This window comes from Quatrionicoccus australiensis, from assembly GCF_020510525.1.
In the GTDB taxonomy this organism is placed as follows: Bacteria; Pseudomonadota; Gammaproteobacteria; order Burkholderiales; family Rhodocyclaceae; genus Azonexus; species Azonexus australiensis_B.
Window position 1 is genome coordinate 1,762,500 of sequence record NZ_CP075188.1, and the last position, 18,891, is coordinate 1,781,390.

General features: G+C 57.9%; 21 protein-coding genes. 12 read left to right on the top strand and 9 right to left on the bottom strand.

Annotated elements, in window-relative coordinates:
- The first annotated feature begins 14 nt into the window (after positions 1 to 14).
- Positions 15 to 953 carry a DnaB-like helicase C-terminal domain-containing protein gene (locus KI612_RS08295; protein WP_226443339.1) on the top strand — a complete coding sequence of 313 codons (939 nt, stop codon included), beginning with the start codon at positions 15 to 17 and terminating at the stop codon, positions 951 to 953.
- Positions 954 to 955: 2 nt separating this feature from the next.
- On the opposite strand, the gene KI612_RS08300 is transcribed toward KI612_RS08295, so the two are convergent.
- Positions 956 to 1,471, bottom strand: coding sequence for an NADAR family protein (locus tag KI612_RS08300; RefSeq protein WP_226443340.1), 516 nt, complete (start codon positions 1,469 to 1,471; stop codon positions 956 to 958).
- Positions 1,472 to 1,622: 151 nt separating this feature from the next.
- Between KI612_RS08300 and KI612_RS08305 the strand changes: the two genes are divergently transcribed.
- The 3 genes from KI612_RS08305 to KI612_RS08315 all read left to right on the top strand — a co-directional run bounded on the left by KI612_RS08305 (position 1,623) and on the right by KI612_RS08315 (position 4,185).
- The gene (locus KI612_RS08305; protein ID WP_226443341.1) at positions 1,623 to 2,240 is read left to right on the top strand and encodes an NADAR family protein; all 618 of its coding nucleotides are present in this window, start codon (positions 1,623 to 1,625) and stop codon (positions 2,238 to 2,240) included.
- 57 nt (positions 2,241 to 2,297) lie between these two features.
- On the top strand, positions 2,298 to 2,822 hold the full coding sequence (locus tag KI612_RS08310) for a hypothetical protein (RefSeq protein ID WP_226443342.1): 525 nt from the start codon (positions 2,298 to 2,300) through the stop codon (positions 2,820 to 2,822).
- Positions 2,823 to 2,937: 115 nt separating this feature from the next.
- Positions 2,938 to 4,185 (top strand): hypothetical protein, encoded by a 1,248-nt coding sequence (locus KI612_RS08315; RefSeq protein ID WP_226443344.1) that lies wholly within the window; start codon positions 2,938 to 2,940, stop codon positions 4,183 to 4,185.
- Here the strand turns inward: KI612_RS08315 and KI612_RS08320 are convergent.
- From KI612_RS08320 to KI612_RS08335, 4 genes are read right to left on the bottom strand one after another with little or no spacing between them, the layout of a single operon-like run.
- A complete protein-coding gene (locus tag KI612_RS08320) occupies positions 4,174 to 4,656 on the bottom strand; it encodes a hypothetical protein (protein WP_226443346.1) in 483 nt (160 codons plus the stop codon). The genes KI612_RS08315 and KI612_RS08320 overlap by 12 nt on opposite strands.
- 9 nt (positions 4,657 to 4,665) lie before the next feature.
- The gene (locus KI612_RS08325; protein ID WP_226443348.1) at positions 4,666 to 5,736 is read right to left on the bottom strand and encodes a helix-turn-helix transcriptional regulator; all 1,071 of its coding nucleotides are present in this window, start codon (positions 5,734 to 5,736) and stop codon (positions 4,666 to 4,668) included.
- Complete coding sequence (locus KI612_RS08330; protein ID WP_226443350.1) at positions 5,737 to 6,789, bottom strand: hypothetical protein; 1,053 nt, start codon at positions 6,787 to 6,789, stop codon at positions 5,737 to 5,739.
- The gene (locus KI612_RS08335; RefSeq protein ID WP_226443352.1) at positions 6,789 to 7,424 is read right to left on the bottom strand and encodes a hypothetical protein; all 636 of its coding nucleotides are present in this window, start codon (positions 7,422 to 7,424) and stop codon (positions 6,789 to 6,791) included. The genes KI612_RS08330 and KI612_RS08335 overlap by 1 nt, the downstream gene beginning before the upstream one ends.
- 171 nt (positions 7,425 to 7,595) lie before the next feature.
- Here KI612_RS08335 and KI612_RS08340 point away from each other — a divergent pair, with 171 nt between their 5' ends.
- From KI612_RS08340 to KI612_RS08350, 3 genes are read left to right on the top strand one after another with little or no spacing between them, the layout of a single operon-like run.
- Positions 7,596 to 8,012, top strand: coding sequence for a hypothetical protein (locus tag KI612_RS08340; protein ID WP_226443354.1), 417 nt, complete (start codon positions 7,596 to 7,598; stop codon positions 8,010 to 8,012).
- 5 nt (positions 8,013 to 8,017) lie between these two features.
- A complete protein-coding gene (locus tag KI612_RS08345; protein ID WP_226443356.1) occupies positions 8,018 to 8,341 on the top strand; it encodes an SEL1-like repeat protein in 324 nt (107 codons plus the stop codon).
- Positions 8,342 to 8,353: 12 nt separating this feature from the next.
- A complete protein-coding gene (locus KI612_RS08350) occupies positions 8,354 to 9,841 on the top strand; it encodes a DUF2779 domain-containing protein (RefSeq protein WP_226443358.1) in 1,488 nt (495 codons plus the stop codon).
- 196 nt (positions 9,842 to 10,037) lie between these two features.
- Here KI612_RS08350 and KI612_RS08355 read toward each other — a convergent pair whose 3' ends face one another.
- Both KI612_RS08355 and KI612_RS08360 read right to left on the bottom strand, forming a co-directional pair.
- Positions 10,038 to 11,135, bottom strand: a complete 1,098-nt coding sequence (locus tag KI612_RS08355) for a porin (RefSeq protein WP_226443360.1) — start codon at positions 11,133 to 11,135, stop codon at positions 10,038 to 10,040.
- Between the two features lie 210 nt (positions 11,136 to 11,345).
- Positions 11,346 to 12,407 carry an asparaginase gene (locus tag KI612_RS08360; protein ID WP_226443362.1) on the bottom strand — a complete coding sequence of 354 codons (1,062 nt, stop codon included), beginning with the start codon at positions 12,405 to 12,407 and terminating at the stop codon, positions 11,346 to 11,348.
- Positions 12,408 to 12,893: 486 nt separating this feature from the next.
- On the opposite strand from KI612_RS08360, the gene pflA reads away from it, so the two are divergent.
- Positions 12,894 to 13,679, top strand: coding sequence for a pyruvate formate-lyase-activating protein (gene pflA / locus KI612_RS08365; protein WP_226443364.1), 786 nt, complete (start codon positions 12,894 to 12,896; stop codon positions 13,677 to 13,679).
- Here the strand turns inward: pflA and KI612_RS08370 are convergent.
- A complete protein-coding gene (locus tag KI612_RS08370; RefSeq protein WP_226443366.1) occupies positions 13,673 to 14,494 on the bottom strand; it encodes an AraC family transcriptional regulator in 822 nt (273 codons plus the stop codon). The genes pflA and KI612_RS08370 overlap by 7 nt on opposite strands.
- 136 nt (positions 14,495 to 14,630) lie before the next feature.
- On the opposite strand from KI612_RS08370, the gene KI612_RS08375 reads away from it, so the two are divergent.
- From KI612_RS08375 to KI612_RS08385, 3 genes are all read left to right on the top strand, one after another.
- On the top strand, positions 14,631 to 15,179 hold the full coding sequence (locus KI612_RS08375; RefSeq protein WP_226443368.1) for a peroxiredoxin-like family protein: 549 nt from the start codon (positions 14,631 to 14,633) through the stop codon (positions 15,177 to 15,179).
- An 18-nt stretch (positions 15,180 to 15,197) separates the two neighbouring features.
- The gene (locus KI612_RS08380; RefSeq protein WP_226443370.1) at positions 15,198 to 16,109 is read left to right on the top strand and encodes a 2-dehydropantoate 2-reductase; all 912 of its coding nucleotides are present in this window, start codon (positions 15,198 to 15,200) and stop codon (positions 16,107 to 16,109) included.
- 329 nt (positions 16,110 to 16,438) lie between these two features.
- Positions 16,439 to 16,852, top strand: coding sequence for a bacteriohemerythrin (locus tag KI612_RS08385; protein WP_226443372.1), 414 nt, complete (start codon positions 16,439 to 16,441; stop codon positions 16,850 to 16,852).
- 116 nt (positions 16,853 to 16,968) lie between these two features.
- On the opposite strand, the gene KI612_RS08390 is transcribed toward KI612_RS08385, so the two are convergent.
- Positions 16,969 to 17,358, bottom strand: a complete 390-nt coding sequence (locus KI612_RS08390; protein ID WP_226443384.1) for a hypothetical protein — start codon at positions 17,356 to 17,358, stop codon at positions 16,969 to 16,971.
- On the opposite strand from KI612_RS08390, the gene KI612_RS08395 reads away from it, so the two are divergent.
- Positions 17,357 to 18,811, top strand: a complete 1,455-nt coding sequence (locus tag KI612_RS08395; protein ID WP_226443394.1) for a diguanylate cyclase domain-containing protein — start codon at positions 17,357 to 17,359, stop codon at positions 18,809 to 18,811. The genes KI612_RS08390 and KI612_RS08395 overlap by 2 nt on opposite strands.
- The last annotated feature ends 80 nt before the right edge of the window (positions 18,812 to 18,891 follow it).

An 18,891-nucleotide genomic window follows, 5' to 3' on the forward strand; every position in this document is an offset into this window, starting at 1 on the left:
TAGGAAAACTCATTATGGAAGATTTCGAATTGCCGCAACTGGCTAGCGAGTGCTGTCGTCCTAATATCGGTGAAGTCTTATCGTCAGTCGTTAGCCAGATTGACCGCCAACTGAAGTCGGGATCCGGAGAATTGCTATTGACTGGTGTTTCGACAGGTTTCCCGGAAATTGATCGCCTAACGCTCGGGCTACAGGCAGGGGAGCTTATTGTTATTGCAGGAAGGCCGGGCAGCGGACGCTATGCCTTGGCACTGAAAATCGTCGAGCATATTGCTGGAACACTGGGCCAACCGGTGGTGTTTCATTCGCTGACCAACACGGTAGAGGAAGTAGGGTTGCGTCTCCTCTCCTGTACATCGGGTGTTGATAGCTATCGGATGCGCACCGGCCAACTGGACGAAAGCGATTGGCAAAACATCTCTAGCGGGCTTGCTACCTTGCACAGTGCGCTACTGGCAATTGAATCAAACCCTCGCGGCGACATTGAGTCCTGCATCGAACGTACGCGCCAACATGCAAAGCATTTCGGTCGCCCACTGGGTTTGATTGTGATTGACGATTTCCACGCATTCTCATTTGTTGGCAATCAGTGCAACCTCAGTGAGGCGCGCTTTAACGCCCTTGGGGCACTACACGACCTCGCTGTCGATTTGAATACGCCGTTACTTATCCTTTCCCAACTAGATGCACAGGTTGATCGGCGCCACGACATCAAACCTAGCCTGGCAGATCTTCCACGTTCGGGATTCATTGAGGCCGTGGCCGACACAATCTTGTTGTTGCATCGAGATTACGATCATGAATTTGACGTTAACCCGCCACGGGGGAAGCGCCAATGCTTCATCAAAATTCACGAAGCAAAATCGCGTTTCGACTTTTCCGGAGAATGCCAGATTCCTCTTGCGAAAGGGTTAATGCCTATTTCCCTCCATTGGGGGACTCAGTCAGCCTAGGGTTAGCCAGCGTTCTGTTTCAGTTCCTCGCGGATCGCCATCCACAACTTACCCAGTTCGTTACGCCCCTGCCAGTCGGTAACGACCGTACCATCCGGTAGCTTTTTTTCGATTCGCGCCATGCCCCAAAAAATGCCGCTACCGCGCGGACGCTTGGTGCAGTCTTCAATAATTCGCGAATTCTTCGTTCCCAAGAGGCGACGTTTCAAATCAGGGTGAGCCTTGAGTTTTAGTAGCAGGCATTCGCGCATCCGTGCCAAGTCCTTGGCTTCCCAGTCAGTAGCACTTTCCTTGTCTGCAATAAGCGCTCGGTGCTTCTTTGCCGCCATTTTGGCCGTCATTGGACTCTTGGCTGCCTTGATCTCACCTTGAACTAGCGGAAACCCTTCGTACCGCATGCACTGAAACAACGCCTCTGCAGTCCGGTACCACTCGTCGTTGTATTTGACGATGTGCGGGCTCATGTTTCCAAGCCAGCCGTAATCCCCTTTTACATCGGTAAAGGAAATATCACCCATGCTGCTGATCTCCCATCAAGCGATTTAGATTTGTTCATTCAAACAATAGTTAACGACGCCATATGTCGCCAATAACTCCTACAGTGAACTCCTGGCCAGCAGTAAAGCGCCAATTTGTTCTTTTACAAGTTCATATGTCAAGGAGATTGGTATGGGTGTGGATATTGTCAGCTTCCTCAAGACCGATGAGGCATTCGGTGGTCTGTCGAACATGAGTGGTGAATTCCCGATTGCCGTGAATGGGGTTCGCGTTCTGACCAGTGAGCATCTCTACCAAGCTTTGAAGTTCCCGGATCATCCTGATGTGCAGATGTCGATTCTCTCTAAACCGAGTCCGATTCACTGCAAGATGATTGCCAAGAGTAAGGTTAATAGGGGAAAAGTAAGGAAGGATTGGGAAGAGGTTCAGTTGGAGGTGATGGAGTTCTGTTTGAGGGTGAAGTTGCTGTGGCATTGGGTGAAGTTCGGGAAGTTGTTGAGAGTGGCGGAAGGAAAAGAGATTGTTGAGATCTCCAGTAAGCGGGATACCTACTGGGGAAAGGTTAGGGGTGATGATGGGTTGGTGGGTGAGAACCACCTGGGCAAGTTGTTGATGAAGTTGAGGGATGAGTTGTTGGGTGAGTGCAATGAGCATCTGCGCGTCGTTAGCCCGCCCGAGCATTTGAATTTGCGGTTTTTGGGTAAGGAAATTCGAGTGAAGGATCGTCGTAATCACCTGCGCCAGGTAGGCACGAGCACCTCGGCTCAAGTGAGTGAGGTGAGGCCATAAGGGAGGGAGGCCCACGAAGAGCGGGCCTCCAATTCAGCCAGTTGAAGGAGGTGCGGTATGAGCAAGCATGTGGTGCTGTCGCTGTCGTGCATGCGTCGCCAGTGCGGAACCTGCGACCAATGGCATGGAGAACGCCGCATTGAGTCGGAGGGGGGCATAGCAAAAGTGATCGTTGCCGATGAACACGGGGGCAAGTGCAGAGACGGGGCCTGGCGAAATTTTATTGCCCTGCCGCGCCAAACCTGCGATCAATACTATCGCTGGGAAGCCTTGCTGGACGAGCCTTCAGACCCGGTTGTACTATCAGCAATATCGCAATTGCATCGCGAGATTCGTATGCACTCGCATTTGGCGGAAGCGCTTCCAGATGAACTGCGCGAAAAGCTCAATGACTTGATGTGGGATATAGAGCATTGGCACATTCGGCGCCACTTCGTTGATGAAAGTAAGGTTGAGCCCGAGAGGAAATGGTTCTTCAACGAGTACGTGGCGGGGCTGTTTGATTGTTTTTATTATTTTGGGTGGAGTTGTAGTAAGCCTGTTTCCGATATGTCGCTGGAGGACATTTGGCCGCTTAGATGAAATGGAATTTCAATCGAACAAATAATAAAGGTCGACTGGACATCAGCACGTTCTAACCATCGCGACGAATTTACATGAATCCAATCCATACGACGTAACGGAAGGAAATTACCTAATGGATAAGAAGGCGTTTCTCAACGATCCTAATGTTCTGGGTTTTATTGATTGGCTGAATTTAGAGGGTCCCAATCTACCCATTCATTTGCAAGTTAAAAAATCACGTTTCGTCCCTGTTTCCATAGATCAGAAATTTACGGGTATTGAAAAAGCCATTAACTATTACTGCTGGAAATCGGCTGGCATGGTGAAAGGCGACTGGCATGACTGTTCGGCGACCTTGTCGGGGTTGTCGAAATCCCTTAAAAACACCTTGGCTAATGGAAACGACCATCAGACTCTAGAAGCATGTAAGGACATCCTGTCGTGGGGGGGGAACCGAAGCTGGAAAAGAGGTGCATGGCCTTTCTTGGAACGACTCCATGGGATATCCAGTTACCTTCAGACTTGCAAGTCTACGTTAGATCTTTCGGTGGCTGATCTCGAGAATCTTGGTGAGGTTCAACATCTGAATTCAATGCTAACTAAGGTGCATGCATTGGCGTCAGATGACGGACTCCCTATCTATGACTCCCGTGTTGCGGCTGCAATAGCGGTACTTGTTGAACTCTGGAGAAGGGCGAAGGGGCTATGGCGGACCCCGCTACCTCAATTGCTCGTGTTCCCTTCCGTTTATGGCGGCCGTTCAGTTGATGATGCTTTTGTAAATGCGGAATCACCGGGGGTTCTAACGGGGAATCAAGATCAGGCGACTCAATGGGCTTCCGCTAAGGTCAGGCTCGGATGGATTATGCAGGAGTTGTTATCCAGAAATAGTTGGTTTGCCGATGCAATTCCCGGCACAAAAAATGTGCCATTAAAATTCAGAATGCATGCTGCTGAGGCCTCGCTCTTCATGCTTGGCTATGATGTAAGTTGTTTGAATTCTCTGCCAGTACCAGCGGCTAGTTGCGGGTCGGGGGCAACTTCATCCAAAACCACTACTCCACTAAGTGGGGGTGGTAGCGAAATTCGCTATTCCGGTACTGCATCAACGGGATTCACGGGCAAATGGGGGAGTTCTTCATTCAAAATTAGTCCAGGATTGCTGAACAGCGTTATTGCCGAGTTTTCTGGACAGAAATTGATACCGTTAGGCGCTAGCCGCACCAATCCCTCTGCGGAGTCGTTCGGTGAGTGGCTTGATTTAGAGACTACAGCTCATTCTGGGATGGCATCGGCGATAGCAGCGGTGCTGGTAAACGAAGGTTATGCCAGTTCCGTCAAGGCGATCAAAGGCAAATCAATTTACCTATCATTCAAGTAGATCAGAGTTACTCGGGACATTTATGGCAACTACCCACACAAGTCGTTTGGGGGTATCTAAGTGCATAGACCTGTACCAAGCCCATCCTTTCTTGACGCTGTCACCGTATTCAACCGCGACACGCTGAACAAGATTACCAATCTCTGCCAGCTTTGCTGATGAATCATGGATCATCAGTAAGCTGGCTGAAATCTGTTGCTGATCAATGCCTCTTGCTTCCAGTGCATCACATAATCGAGAATATATTTTTTCAAGGGGCTCTTCCTCTGTCAGAAGCGTTTGGATTCGATGCTGTTCACCTGGAACGGACAAAATATCAATCACGTCATTCGGATCAATATCGACCACGGCATCCTGTCTATAATTGCCAGCCAATTCCTGTTGCCAGTCATCTGGAACATGCGGCAGATGTTGTCGGAACAATGCAAGGATTTCCTGGCATTCAGATTCTGGCAAAGCGAGCATTGACACGGCGTCTCCTTAAACCATGGCAGAAGTAGGGGGAGCATAGCGCCGTGCCAATGTGGCAAATTCCTCTGCCATATCGGCACGCAAGGATTTAGGCTCGATCACCTCGGCATTCGGCCCGAGCGAACGAATCCATTGTCGCAGCTCTTCGGTGTTTGGTACGCGAGCTCTTAACAGTGTCCTGCCTTCGGGATCGCTAGCGTCTTTTTCCAAAGTTTGCCGCTCAACCAGCGGACATTCCCGCATGGAAACAAGGGTGCGTGCGCCAATACGAATTACCAGATCGTAATAATTGCTTTCACCTTTGCGCGGCTTGCCCAATGAGTCTTCATGATCGGCCAAGGAAAAATCCGCCGGCCGAAGAAATTTGACTGCTTCTGGCGTCTCAATGGCACGAATCCGATGCAGCGCAAAAGACAAGATTTGTTTTTCCGACCGCTCGTACTGCTCAACAGGCAGTCCAATCAGGTAGAGCAAATAATCGCGAATGATCAGTCCTAGCGGGCTAATCGTAAACTCATTAGGAACTGGGCGCCCTGGGGTCGCATAAGAAATATGTAGTGCCTTTTCATCCAGGAGCGCTCGATAGACGGTATCTCGAATCTCCTTGGCAATTGGGGGACTCTTGCGCCGTAAGCCACGTGGAAATACATGGATCTTGTCCTGCCATTTTCCGGCAGCCGCTTGGCGGCGCTTGGCCAGATGCCGCCCTGCTTCATCCACGAATGGGCGAAGTGCATGCACCGTTTCCGGCGGCATGAGGGACTGCAGGAAGGCATCGGCCAGTCGGAAAGCCAGTGCCGTGTGGTCATCCAGCGAAGGGAAGATGGTGACGGGGGCATCGGCCAGATATTGCCAGCGCGCCGACTCCCTGCCCTTCTTCTCGCTGTTCAGGCCGAATTCGCCCGACACGACCAGATCTTTCAGGTTCCGCTGCACGGTACGCAGATCGACTTCAAATCCAGCGGCAAAGAGCCTTTCTTGCAATCGCTCGGTCGAAATGCTGTCCGGCGCTCGCGGGATCATTTGCAGCATTGCCTTGAAGCGATTGGCCGGAATGCTGATGTTGGAGATTTTGCTCATCTACGACTTGCCTTCGAGGGATAGCAGGAAGGACATCCCTTCCTGCAAGGTTTCCGGAGAAACCGTCAGGGTGTATTGGAACGGCATGGCAATTTTCCCGTACACCAGCACCCCGGGGAAACCAAAACGGCGCTCCCGTGCGCTTTTTGTGAAATAGACTTTTTGACCGGAACTCACTTCCGGCAGCAATGGGTCGATGTTGATTGGAAACAGTCCGACCTGACGTGACGCGATCCCGGTATCGAGCATTATCTGGATATTCCTTCGGCCATTGCGGGAAAGGCGATATAGCGGATGACGGATCAGATGGCATTCATCCACGTCCCAGCCAGGTGTTTCGCCGAAGCAGGCCATGTAGGTGTCGCCGGCTCCTGGCTTGGTTTGCGTTGCTCGCGCCAGGTGGCCGATGGTTCCCGGCAAGGCGGGGTTGACAACGGCGGAGAGCGCGGACATTCCCCAGAAAAAATCCGACCAACGGGAACCAATATCAACGGGGCGATTCATCGTTTGCACCAGTACCCTGAGATCATTCACCCATTTGGGGTTGAGGAAGACGATGCCCTCCAAGGAGACATCCACCTTGTCGTCCCGATTACGGTAACTGGTTTTCAATAGGCGAACGACGTAGGCCTGACTTGGGTCATCAAGCGCATTCAGTATTTTCCGGGCGCGTTGATCTTCGTCGCGATCTGCATTCAATTGATCGACGGTGGCCGGTACGATGTCTGCCCCTTGGTCGTGGGCCACTGTATTGACCTTGTCTGTATCCACCTCTGCCAGGATACGCGTCACGATCAAGCCGTTCTCCGTTTCACTACGCAGGATGTCGTAGTGCCGGATACGGCCACCGTGGTACTGGTCGATGCGCTGACGGTAGTTGTCGTCCTCTACCTGAGTTCGCCCCGTAACGAAGGTGCCGGCGATTTTTTCAATTGCGGCCGTCTTGGCACTGTTCAGCGCTTCTTCCGCAGTTCGCCCGTAACCGACAGCTTCGACCTCGGCGGCAAGCACGCTGCGAACCATCAGGCAGATGAGCCATATGAGGATTTTCATTAGAGGCTCCCGGACATAGCCCGCGAGATTTGTCTCGCAGTTGCGATGGACTGCCGAGTGGCGCTCACTTCAACGACAACCCGACCATCCTCGAAGAAACGATAGGTCACATGCACCCCTTTCAGGATTGCTGCACTGCTTTCCTGAATGCGCTCAACCAGGGCCGATGCCACCCGATGTGCCTGCGCCGACTTGGCACTGCGTTTTTCATCGTCCACTGTAGGTGCAGCCTCGCTGTCGGTGGCGAGTTCGTCACCGGCTTGTTCTGCCGATTGGAAGTGGCGGGTATAGCTTTTTGCGATGCGGCGTACGGTTGTTTCAGACTTCACCTGACTGGAAAGAAACTCCGACAGGGTCCGCTTGGCGCGCAGTGAGGCGATCATCAGTGCGGACTCACGAGAGGACGGCGAATCATCGGCCAGTCCCGCACTGCCCTTGGCGCTCAATCGTACCCAGTTGCCTTGTGCATCAAAGAGCAGATTCAGCGTGCCGGTCGATTCCTGGAAAGCCGATTCCGCTGTTGCGGAGGGCAACTCCTGTTTGTACGTTCCTGCGGTATTCGGTTGGGGTCGCGGCGCAGGTCCATTACAGGCGGCAACAAGCACGGCGAATAGCATGGCAACAAAGACTTTCATGGCTTCTCCCGGTGAGATGTATGTTCGATGAACCAATGCTAACCAGGATTGGCGACGCCATTTGTCGTCAACGTTTTGCATAATTCAGTTGTGGTTGATGCTCCAGCACCCGGAAAGAAAGTGGGGTGGTGGTTTTTTTCTTGAACGATGAACTTGGCGAAGGGAGTTCCGATGTCTGACCAACTGTTCCTGGGTGTTGCCCCCAAATCCGATGCCGGCAAGGAATGCATGTTCTACTCGATGGACGACTGGATCGAAGTCCATCAATTCATCTGCGCAGAGGTCGACTACGACTTTCCCCCGCATCCACATATGGATGGGGAAAGTACGGAAATGCTGGCCAGACATCTCACGACATTACGGAATTATGGGATCACTCATGCCTATTTTGTTCTCCGGCAGAGAACCCAGTCCTTGAGGGCAGATGAGGCAAATCGCGATGATGATTGCGATCTACGACCAGATGTGCCTTGGCTTGATGAGTTTTCTGATGAGGTGGAACGGATGGTCACTCTAGTGGATGAGTACATCGAATTTTTGCGTGAATGTGGTGGTTGCAAGGTTGATGGCCTAAGTTACGGGGAGTGAGCTTGATGACGATTGATCAAAGTAACCGTGGTGAGGCACTACTGATCGAGGCCGGGGCGCTCCTCCGGCTTTCTTCTGATGCCCGTTCTCATGAGAAGGCATTTGCCTTGGCGCAGCGTGCGGTACTCGCTGGCGCAATGGGTGGCCATGCCATGTTGGCCCACATGTACGAGCGTGGGCTGGGAACACGCCGCCATTTGCCCAAGGCAACGAGACATTACGCACTGGCAGCAATCCACGGCAATGCCAAGGCCGACCGAACCTGGGGTTGGCTGATGGCTCTCGAAGGTTTTCTCTGGCATCGCGGTGATGCGTTCAGCCGCTATTAACGAGGAATGGCCTTGAACAATCTTTCGAAATCAAAACTGCTTGCTTACCGCCAATGTCCGAAGCGGCTCTGGCTGGAAATTCACCGCCGTGACTTTATCGATCTGGCTGCTGGCTCACAAAGTGCCATGGCGCAAGGCCATGAAGTGGGAGCGATTGCCCGCAAAATCTACGACCCCGAGGGGCAAGGACATTTGCTCGACCTCGAAAAACTTGGTTTTCGTGATCTGCTAAGCCAGAGTAAGGCCTTGATCGATGGCGCCAATGCACCACTGTTTGAAGTCGGCTTCACCGCAAACGGCGCGCTGGCCTTGGCCGATATTCTGCTGCCTGTGAACGATGGCGAAGGTCGAACCTGGCGCATGGTCGAGGTGAAATCTTCAACCAGCGTCAAGGACTACCATCGCGATGACGCGGCGATCCAGGCTTATGTTGCACGGGCCGCCGGCGTGCCACTCCAGTCAATTGCCGTCGCGCACATTGATAACTCCTGGTTTTATGCCGGAAATGGAGACTATCGGGGCTTGCTGATCGAATCAGAGCTGACTTCGGAAGCATTTGCCCACGGCGCCGAAGTCGAGTCTTGGATCGCCGGGGCACGAGATGTGGCGGCTACTATCTCCGAACCGCCGATCCGTATTGGGGAACAGTGCAATAAGCCCCATGTCTGCGGCTTCATGAGCTACTGCTCGCAAAGTGCGCCGACGGTCGAGTATCCGGTGTCCTGGCTCCCAAACATTAAGAGCAAGGCCCTCAAGGCATTGATCGCGGGCGGTACAGCCGATATGCGCGATGTGCCGGATCATGCGCTCAACGGACAGCAACTGCGCGTCAAGCATTGCACGGTTGATCAGCAAATCTACTTTGACGCCCAAGGTGCGGTGAGCGATTTGGCTAACCACCCGTTGCCCAGCTATTTCCTCGATTTCGAGACCACGATGTTTGCCGTCCCCATCTGGGCAGGTACGCGACCTTATCAACACATTCCCTTCCAATTCAGTCTGCATGTGCTCTCGAAAGCGGGGAATCTGCAGCACCAGGAGTTTCTCGATCTGAGCGGCGACGATCCTTCGCGGCGTTTTGCCGAGGCGCTGGTTAATGCCTATGGTGAACAAGGCCCGGTGTTCGTTTTCAGCGCCAAGTTCGAGAAGGGCCGTATCAAGGAGTTGGCGGATAGATTTCCAGAGTTGAGCATCCCTCTGCTGGCTATCAGTAAGCGCATGGTGGATTTACTCGACATTGCTACAGAACGCTATTACCACCCCAGCCAGCAGGGAAGCTGGAGCATCAAGAAAGTCCTGCCGGCAATTGCACCGGATTTGGATTATGGGCAGCTTGAAGGTGTTCAGAACGGTGAAATGGCAATGACTGCCTTCAAGGAAGCAATCAGCGCGGATTGCTTGCCAGAACAGAAAGCGGAAATCGAGGCGCAACTACGGCGGTACTGTAGGCTGGATACGCTAGCCATGGTCAAGATTTGGGAGTTTTTTCGAGGCCCCTGAACTCGCTTGGGTTTGGTTTCCGTCGAACCCAAAGGTCAGCAAATCTTCGTATTGCGGACGGTACTACGTTGTCTTTCCAATGTCTGGATTGGCCGATCTCTTGTCATTGCCCGGTTGCTCTGTATGAGAATTCGAGCCGCTTCCTGCCGTTGGCGACGACACCCCGGAACGGCAATAGCCGTCCCGGGGAAACTGCTTAGAACCAGTACTGATAACCCAGCGCCAAGCCGTAGGCGGAGTCACCTGGATTGACCGTGTAGTTGGCGGCCGAGCTGGTGCCCATCGGGACCAGGGCGGAGCCGGCGCTGTTGTCGTGGGCGGAGACGATGGCATAGACGCGCGACTGGGCGCCGATGGTTTCGACCCAGCCGATCGTCGCAACGCTGCCCTTGATGCCCGGGCTGCTGTCCTCGGTCCGGCCTTCGCCGTAGGAGAGCAGCAACTGGCCGGTGCTGGTCACGGCGGTGCGGCTGCCGACCATCCATTCATTGCGCGTCGTCTTGAGGCCACCGTCCGGTGTGGTGACGGCGTGGCCGTAGCCGGCGAGCAGCTTGGTCTTCATGATCTGGTAGCCGACACCGACGAAGCTGTTTTCGGTCAGGGTGGTTGCGCTGCTGGCGTGGTCGTCGTTCTGATAGGCGACGCTGATGTCGAAGGGGCCGTTTTCGTAATTGACGGCAACGGCGACCGCATCCGAACTGCGCCCGGTTTCGCCGCCCAGGGCGAGCATGGCATTGAGGCTCAGGCCCTTGTATTTCGGGCTGGCATAGACCAGCGAACTGTCGAAGCGGGTCGAGCCGGTGCTGACATTGCCGTCGGTGGTCGGCGAGCCGTAACCCTGTTCGAAGGCGTCGTAGCTGATGATCGCGTTATAGAGCGGCGAATACTGGCGGCCGACAGTGACGCGGCCGTATTTGCCTTCGACGCCGGCGTAGGCCTGGCGTCCGAACAGGCGGCCGCCCTGGGCCAGCGTGCCCTTGTTGGCGAAAATGCCGGCTTCGAGCTGGAAGACGGCGCGCAGTCCTTCGTTGATGTCGGCACCGCCCTTGACGCCCAGGCGGCTGCCGTTGAGGCCGCCGGATTCGATGGCCTGGCGGTCACCCTTGCCGCCGCCGCTGTTGTACTCGGTGAACAGGTCGAGCTTGCCGTAGGCGGTGACGCTGGCATTGGCGCCCAGCGAAGAGGCCGAGAGCACCGGTGCGGTGGTCGCGGCCGGCGCAGCGCGCGGCGCTTCCTTGGCCAGGGCTTCGAGCTGGGCGATGCGCTCCTGCATTTTCTGCATGGCGGCCTTCATGTCATCCAGTTCGCCGGCCTGGGCGAAGCCCGGCGCGAAGGCCGGCGGCGGTCATGGCGAGTACGAGTTTTTTCATGGTGCGATCCTTGATTCGGGAAAAAGTGGGTCCCTGCCGGCATCGGCGATGCGGCATCGGTGTGTTGTCTGAAGCGGGGGAGCCGGGCGGGCCGCTGGGCCCGCCGGTGGTTCAGCTAGTCAAACTGCGTTGGCTCAGTATTCCCAGAAAATGCGCTGCAGTTCCTTGCTGTCGCTGGTTTTGGTCATGGCGACGGCGGCCAGGATGCGGGCCTTCTGCGGGTTCAGGTCATGCGCGACGACCCAGTCGTACTGGTCGTCCGGCTGCTCGGCGTTGCGGATGACGAAACCGCCGGCATTGACGTGCGAGGAGCGGATGATCTGCACGCCCTTGGCGCGCAGATCGCGCAGGCCGGGGACGACGCGGGCGGCGACCGAACCGTTGCCGGTGCCGGCCAGGATGATCGCCTTGGCACCCTTGTCGGCCAGTGCCTTGGCGGCGGTGTCGCTGACATTGCCGTAACCGTAGGCGATTTCAACCGGGGCCAGGCTGTCGATCTTTTCGATGTCGAATTCGGAGTTGACCGTATGGCGCTTGGCCGGCAGGCGGAACCAGTAATTCTTACCTTCGACCACCATGCCGAGCGCGCCCCACGGGCTCTTGAAGGCTTCGGTCTTGATGTTGATCATCTTGGAAACGTCGCGACCGCTGTTCAGCTCGTCGTTCATCGTCACCAGCACGCCCTTGCCGCGCGCGTCCTGGCTGGCGGCAACACTGACCGCATTCGACAGGTTGAGCATGCCGTCGGCTGACATGGCGGTGCCCGGACGCATCGAGCCAACGACGACGATGGGCTTGTCGGTGTGCACGACGAGGTTCAGGAAGTAGGCGGTTTCTTCGAGGGTGTCGGTGCCGTGCGTGACGACGATGCCATCCACGTCGGCTTGTTTGGCGAGTGCGGCGACGCGCTTGCCGAGGGTGATCAGGTGCTCGTTGGTAAAGCTTTCGGAAGCGATCTGGAAAACCTGTTCGCCGCGCACGCGGGCGACATCGGCGAGGGTGGGAATGCCGGCGATCAGCTTGTCGACCGGTACCTTGGCGGCCTGGTAGGTGGCGCTCTTGGCGACATCGGCGCCGGCGCCGGCAATCGTGCCGCCGGTGGCGAGGATGACGACACCGGGTTTGTCGGCGAAGGCGGGCAGGGCCTGGCAGAAGGCTGCGACGATCAGGGCGCAGCGGACGAGAAAGCGGTTCATTGGATCTCCTTGTGCATTGATGAAACCGGACGTTGGTTTCGCAGGCTTTCAATAGCACCGGGCGTGCCAGCTGTTTTTGCCGACAGCTGTTTTTTAGTTGCCTGATTTCACGTGGTTTTTTTGCGCGCCCTTCGGCGGATTGACGGAATGTCGATATTGGCCGGCATCCGGCATTCGGGTTTCCGATAGCCGGCGGCTAGCGGTCGACCGTGAAAAAAGACCGTTTTTCCGGAAAAGCCGGGAATCTGCTGCTTCAGCATCAGCGCGCGCCGGGCCTGCAGCAGTCTGCTTTGGCGCGTTCAGGCGGGGGCCGTTTGCCCCGCCGACTAGTGGATAGTCCCAATTGAAGGCGAGGCTGTGCCGGGAGAAACTCGGCGCCCTCGCACTCTTGCCAACGCCCGGCCGATGCAGGCAGCGGGTTTGCCATACCGTCAATTACCAGCGGTATGGCGGAACCTTTTTGCCGTATCCGGTCCCCAAGCAATCATGTCTGAACTGAAGAACAAACACGGCGTGCCGCCCCCTCCGTACTGGACCGAGTCCGGTGATCTCGAAGGCTGGGTGCACGCCACCGAAAACTACAGCAGCACCGACGGCCCCGGCCTGCGTTATGTACTGACGCTGTCCGGCTGCCCGCTGCGCTGCGGCTATTGCGATGCGCCGGATACCTGGGAGCGGCACGCCAGCGCGCCGGCGCTGGTGACCGACGTGCTGGCCGACATTTCCCGGCGCAAGACACAGTTGCGCGGGCGCGGCGGTGTCACGCTGGGTGGCGGCGAACCGCTGCTGCAGTACAAGTTCAGCCGCGCCATTCTTGAGGGCTGCAAGGCCATGGGCCTGCACACGGCGCTGGAAACCCCCGGCTATTACGGCGATTTCGCCGACGATGCCCTGCTCGACTGCGTCGATCTCGTACTGCTCGACATCAAGTCATTTTCTGCCGAGCGCCATCGCGCGCTGACCGGCGTCGAACTCGCTCCCACGCTGCGCTTTGCCAACGTGCTGGCGGCGCGCAACAAGGCGGTGTGGCTGCGTTTCGTGCTGGTGCCCGGTTTGACCGACGATGTTGCCGACATTGCCGCGCTTGCCCGTTTTGCGGCCAGTCTGGGCAATATCGAGCGGGTCGATGTCATGCCTTTCGTCCAGCATGGCGGCGCGAAATGGCGCGCGCAGGGCCTCGACTATCCGCTGGCCGGCGTCGAACCGCCATCCGCAGAGGCGCTGGACCAGGTGCGCGACCTGTTCCGGGCGGAAGGTCTGCTGGTTTACTGAAGTGCGGCCGGCCGCGCCAGCGCGCGCGACAGGGCCGAGGTATTCGCATAGCCGGCATCGCGTGCCGCGCTCTTGAGTCCCTTGCCCGCCTGCACGGCACGGCGGGCGATGGCGAGGCGGACGGCGGCCAGGTATTTGCCCGGCGTCTGCCGCATCGCATCGCGGAAGGTGTTGGCAAAGGCGGTGCGCGACATGCCGGCTTCCGCGGCCAGCGTTTCCAGCGTCCAGTGCGCCTGCGGCCGGGTGTGGATGGCGACCAGGGCGCGCGCGATGCGCGGCTCGGCCAGCCCGTTGAGCAAGCCGCCACGCTCGCCCGGATGGGCGATCAGGTGGCGCAACAGGCCGATGAACAGGATGTCGCCAGCCCGCTCGAGCAGGGCCGGTTGGCCGCAGCGCGGTGCCTGCAGCTCGGCGGCAATCAGCTTGACGACATGCTGCAGCGAAGATTCGGCGCCGGCCAGCGCCAGCACCTGCGGTTCGGCAAATTCGCCCAGGAGCAGCGCGGCGACCGGGCCGTCCAGCCAGGCGCGGGCGCAGATCAGTTGCGACCAGTCGGCGGCGTTTGCTGCGCTCAGCGCGTGCGGCGTATCGGCACGGCAGACGACGATGCAGGGCGCCGGCAATTCGCGGCTGGCGGTCGACCTCAATTCAAGTGCCATTTTGCCCTCGGCCAGCAGGTAGAGATGCAGACCGGGCGCGGCATCGGCGGCAACGTCAAGGCGCGCCGCGGCAGGCGCGGGGCGGGCGACGCGCACGCGCGGCGCGAGGCCGGCGAGCAGGGCGGAGAGTCGGTCGAGGTGCGGGGCTGAGGTCATTTGTACGAATTGCAAACAATGTTGCACTAAAGTTTGCTTTTAGTTCAGCACAATGAGCCCGTCCCGGTCAAGCAAGCCGGCAATCGGCCCGGAAAGTCCTGCTGACCGCGGCCATCAATCCATGAAAGGATGCAGCATGAGCATGACAGCCCTGATGCCGCGGCAGCCGGTTTCTGCCCTGAATGTCGCGTTGACCGCTGGCGGGCGTTTCGTACTCGGCGCCGCCCCCGGCGAGCGCTTCGACCTGGTCGTTTTTTACCGCGGCCTGCATTGCCCGATCTGCGCCAGATACCTGCTCGAACTGGAACGCCTGGCCCCCGAGTTTGCCCGGCGTGGCGTCGGTATCGTCGCCGTCAGCAGCGACGATGCCGAGCGCGCCGCGGCGATGGCCGACAAGATCAAGGCGGCGGCCTTGCCGATCGGCTACGGCTTGAGCCTCGCCTGCGCCCGGCAATGGGGGTTGTACATCAGCGCCTCGCGCGGCAAGACCTCGCTCGGCATCGAGGAGCCGGCGCTGTTCAGCGAGCCCGGCGTCTTCCTGGTGCGGCCCGACGGCACGCTTTACTATGGCGCGGTGCAGAGCATGCCCTTCGCCCGGCCGGCGTTCCAGGATCTGCTCGCCGCCATCGATTTCGCAATTGCCCACGACTACCCGGCGCGCGGCGAATATGCCGGGCCGCTCTGATTGCCCAGGAGTTCATCCATGAAAATACTCATTCTCGGCGCCGGCGGCATCGGCGGTTATTTCGGTGCCCGCTTGCTGCAGATCGGGGCCGACGTGACTTTCCTGCTGCGCGACAAGCGGCAGGCCCTGATTAAGGCCGAAGGTCTGCGCATCGAGACGCCGCACGGCAATTTCACGGTGCAGCCGGCGACGGTGACGGCGGCAAGCGTGACGCCGGTCTACGACCTGATCATCCTGGCCCCCAAGTCCTACGATCTCGACGATGCCCTCGCGTCGCTGGAAAACGCCGTCGGCAAGGCCGTGATTCTGCCTTTCCTGAACGGCATCGAACACCTCGCCGTACTCGACCGCAAGTTCGGCCGGGCAAAGGTCATGGGCGGCGTCGCCCACATCGCAGCGACCATTACCGAGAGCGGTGCGGTCCGCCAACTGAATGACATTCACAGCCTGACCGTCGGCTCGCGCGACCCGGCGCACGCCGATCTGGCCAGGGATTTCATCGCGCTCTGCAAGCAAGCGCCGTTTGCCAGCGTCCATGCCGAGGATATCGAGCAGGCGCTGTGGGACAAGTGGGTTTTCCTGGCGGCGCTGGCCGGCATGACCACGCTTTGCCGCGGTTCGGTCGGCGAAATCCTGGCAACGCCCTACGGCGAGAGCCTGCTGCGCCAGATGTACGACGAATGCTGCGCCGTCGCACGCCTGAGCGGCTATCCGACCGGTGCAGCGGCGACCGAGCGGGCGCTCGGCATGCTGATCGCACCCGGTTCGCCCTTCACCGCCTCGATGCTGCGCGACCTGCAGGCCGGGCAGCACACCGAGCACCAGCACATTCTCGGCGCCATGGCCGAACGCGGTCTCGCCCTCGGCTTGCCGATGGATCTCGTGCGCCTGGCGCACACGCATCTGGCGGTGCAGGCCGGGCGGGGCTGAGCGGCCGATTGTCCGGTCGATGCGGTGGTGGGCGTGCAGCCTGGTCTGAGCGGCTACCCCGCGTATTGGCGTGACCTTGCTTCCCGGCTTTCTTGGCCGGGAACTCGGCCCCAAAGCGCGAGTCTTAATGCCCGGACGCCAGAAAAGCAGGCGCTGCCGTCGGCAACAGTGAGTCCGGCGACAGGCCGTTGCGCAATTCCGCTGGCTGGCGTCCCGGCTATCTGGTTCCGCTCCTCTTCATTGCGTTTTTGGCAGGCAGGACACGCAAGGCAATCTTCCAGCTTCAGTCGGTTGCCGCGTGCTGATCCCCATGACACGGAGGCATCACGATGCTTGATTTGCACGGATGGAAAGCCAGCTACAGTGTTGGCAACTGGCTCCTGGACAATCAGCACAGGGTTTTGCTTGACCTCTGCGAAGAGGCCATCGCGCTGGTGCCTGAAGACAATTGTCAGCACTCTCCCGATCCCGGTTTTCGTTATGTCCGGGATGATCTGCTGTTCTATATCGACGAACATTTCAGGACTGAGGAGCGCCTGCTCAAACGCTGCGGCAAATCCCTTTACGAGCGGCATCACGAAGAACACGCGGTTTTCTGGCAGATGCTCGGTGACAAGCTACAGCAGATTGCCAATGGCGAGATCGGGCGCGAGGAGTTTCGTCAGTTCCTGACCGACTGGTGGTCGCAGCACATCCTCCAGTCGGATCGCAGCTTTTCGGAGTTCATTCAGCGGGCGGGCTGAAAGCCGGCGTATTGCCTGGTCCGGGAGCTTTCAGGCTTTCCCGGATGCGCGCAGCCTTGCGCTCGCCTCGGCGAAGTCGGGCAAGGCGGCCGCGATGATGGCAGCGTGAGCGCGGCTCAGGGCTGTGGCGTCTTCCCCGCCGCCTTGCTCGAGCGATCCGCGAACAACAAGGCCAGGCGAAGGGTAATGACGCAGCCCAATGACGCCAGGAGAACCGTCGCCCAGGACCACTCGGGGAAGAAATAACTGGCCAGGCTGGCCAGGCTCAGGAAGATGATGACAAAAAACATATAGGAATACTCTCGTTTCGGGAAAAGTGTAATCCGGCCGGGGCTGGCCGGGTTCATTCCTTGTCGGTGCTCGGCATCTATGGATGGAAGTCCCGGGCGTGTTGCCATGTTGAAATCACGCTCCGGTTTGTCCGCCCGGGGGGGATCCCGGCGTCCGATATGGTATACGTGCGTTGGACAGTGTGATTCCAGTTCAGAAACGAAAATTCCTTCCATGACATCCATCCTCCTTCATCCGGACCGCCATCGCAAGATTCGCGCGCTGTTTGACGAGTACATCGAGCTCTATGCCGGGCGCGATGATCGCTTGACGACGCTGTTCAGCGAGAACTTCAGTGGCTACGCGGGGGGCGGCAATGAGCTGGTCACCGATCGCGACGAGTGGGTGCGCATCACCCGCCAGGATTTCTCGGAAGTGCCGGGGCGGATCCGCATTGAAATGCGCGACATTGCGCTGCAGGACCTGAGCGAAGAGGTCGTTGTGGTGACTGCCTTCTTCAATATTCACCTGCCGCAGCCCGAACACGTGCTTTCGCGCGAGGTGGCGCGGCTGGTCCTGATCTTCCGCCTAGAGGGCGAAGACTGGAAAATCGTCCACAGCGGCATCTCGATTCCCTATCAGCTGGTGCAGGAAGGCGAGGTCTATCCCCTCCAGCGCCTGCAGGAGCGCAACCAGGTGCTCGAAGCCCTGGTCGCGGAGCGCACCCGCGAGTTGAACGAAAGAGAGGCCTTCTACCGGCTGCTCACCGAAGATACGCTCGACGTAATCTGGCGGACCGACGCCAACTTCTTCATTACCTATATCAGCCCGTCGGATGAACGTCTGCGCGGTTTCAAGGCGGAAGAAGTGATCGGTCGTCATGCCACCGAGTTGTTCGATGCAGACGGCGTCATCATCGCCAAGGAAGCCATGAACAAAGGACGCGCAGCACAGCACGATCGCACCAATCTCGGTTTTATGAGCTTTGAGGCGTCGCATCGCTGCAAGGATGGCCGCGCGATCTGGGGGGAGGTATTCTCCAAGGCGGTGCGTGACGAACATGGAACGATTACCGGGTATCACGGCATCACCCGGGAAATCACCAAGCGCAAACAGATGCAGGACCAGGTTAAGGAACTGGCTTTTTATGACACCTTGACCCGGTTGCCCAACCGGCGCCTGCTCAACGACCGCTTGTGCCAGGCACTGGCTGCCAGCAAACGCAGCGGGCAGCATGGCGCCCTGATGTTTGTCGATCTCGACAACTTCAAGCCGCTCAATGACAAACACGGGCATTTCGTTGGCGACCTGCTGCTGATCGAAGTGGCGCAACGCCTCAAGAGCTGCGTGCGCGAAATGGACACGGTGGCACGCTTTGGCGGCGACGAGTTTGTCGTGATGCTCGGCGAGCTGGATGTCGATCACGCAGCATCCATCGCCCTGGCCGAAGTTGTCGCCGAAAAGATCCGCACCCGGCTTTCCGGTGCCTACTGCTTGCAAGTCGAGCACGAAGGCAGGGCGGCCAGCAGCGTCGAACACCACTGCTCGGCCAGCATCGGCGTGGTCGTCTTCCTCGACCACGAAGTCAGCCCGGACGACATTTTGATCTGGGCGGACAAGGCCATGTATCAGGCAAAGGCAGCCGGGCGAAACGCGATCCGCTTTTACGCGGCGGATGGCGGGGAGTGAGCAATCGATCTGCAAACCATGCGGCAAGCCGCGATTGCATGAAAGAGCAAGCAAGACTACATTAAGACCTTATTCAGTCC

Excerpts from the sequence above, each read along its gene's own strand:
- KI612_RS08295 (WP_226443339.1), top strand. The coding sequence starts at position 15 with ATGGAAGATTTCGAATTGCCGCAACTGGCTAGCGAGTGCTGTCGTCCT.
- KI612_RS08300 (WP_226443340.1), bottom strand. The coding sequence starts at position 1,471 with ATGGGTGATATTTCCTTTACCGATGTAAAAGGGGATTACGGCTGGCTT.
- KI612_RS08305 (WP_226443341.1), top strand. The coding sequence starts at position 1,623 with ATGGGTGTGGATATTGTCAGCTTCCTCAAGACCGATGAGGCATTCGGT.
- KI612_RS08310 (WP_226443342.1), top strand. The coding sequence starts at position 2,298 with ATGAGCAAGCATGTGGTGCTGTCGCTGTCGTGCATGCGTCGCCAGTGC.
- KI612_RS08315 (WP_226443344.1), top strand. The coding sequence starts at position 2,938 with ATGGATAAGAAGGCGTTTCTCAACGATCCTAATGTTCTGGGTTTTATT.
- KI612_RS08325 (WP_226443348.1), bottom strand. The coding sequence starts at position 5,736 with ATGAGCAAAATCTCCAACATCAGCATTCCGGCCAATCGCTTCAAGGCA.
- KI612_RS08330 (WP_226443350.1), bottom strand. The coding sequence starts at position 6,789 with ATGAAAATCCTCATATGGCTCATCTGCCTGATGGTTCGCAGCGTGCTT.
- KI612_RS08335 (WP_226443352.1), bottom strand. The coding sequence starts at position 7,424 with ATGAAAGTCTTTGTTGCCATGCTATTCGCCGTGCTTGTTGCCGCCTGT.
- KI612_RS08340 (WP_226443354.1), top strand. The coding sequence starts at position 7,596 with ATGTCTGACCAACTGTTCCTGGGTGTTGCCCCCAAATCCGATGCCGGC.
- KI612_RS08345 (WP_226443356.1), top strand. The coding sequence starts at position 8,018 with ATGACGATTGATCAAAGTAACCGTGGTGAGGCACTACTGATCGAGGCC.
- KI612_RS08355 (WP_226443360.1), bottom strand. The coding sequence starts at position 11,135 with ATGAAGGCCGCCATGCAGAAAATGCAGGAGCGCATCGCCCAGCTCGAA.
- KI612_RS08360 (WP_226443362.1), bottom strand. The coding sequence starts at position 12,407 with ATGAACCGCTTTCTCGTCCGCTGCGCCCTGATCGTCGCAGCCTTCTGC.
- pflA (WP_226443364.1), top strand. The coding sequence starts at position 12,894 with ATGTCTGAACTGAAGAACAAACACGGCGTGCCGCCCCCTCCGTACTGG.
- KI612_RS08370 (WP_226443366.1), bottom strand. The coding sequence starts at position 14,494 with ATGACCTCAGCCCCGCACCTCGACCGACTCTCCGCCCTGCTCGCCGGC.
- KI612_RS08375 (WP_226443368.1), top strand. The coding sequence starts at position 14,631 with ATGAGCATGACAGCCCTGATGCCGCGGCAGCCGGTTTCTGCCCTGAAT.
- KI612_RS08380 (WP_226443370.1), top strand. The coding sequence starts at position 15,198 with ATGAAAATACTCATTCTCGGCGCCGGCGGCATCGGCGGTTATTTCGGT.
- KI612_RS08385 (WP_226443372.1), top strand. The coding sequence starts at position 16,439 with ATGCTTGATTTGCACGGATGGAAAGCCAGCTACAGTGTTGGCAACTGG.
- KI612_RS08395 (WP_226443394.1), top strand. The coding sequence starts at position 17,357 with ATGACATCCATCCTCCTTCATCCGGACCGCCATCGCAAGATTCGCGCG.
- KI612_RS08390 (WP_226443384.1), bottom strand. The coding sequence starts at position 17,358 with ATGGAAGGAATTTTCGTTTCTGAACTGGAATCACACTGTCCAACGCAC.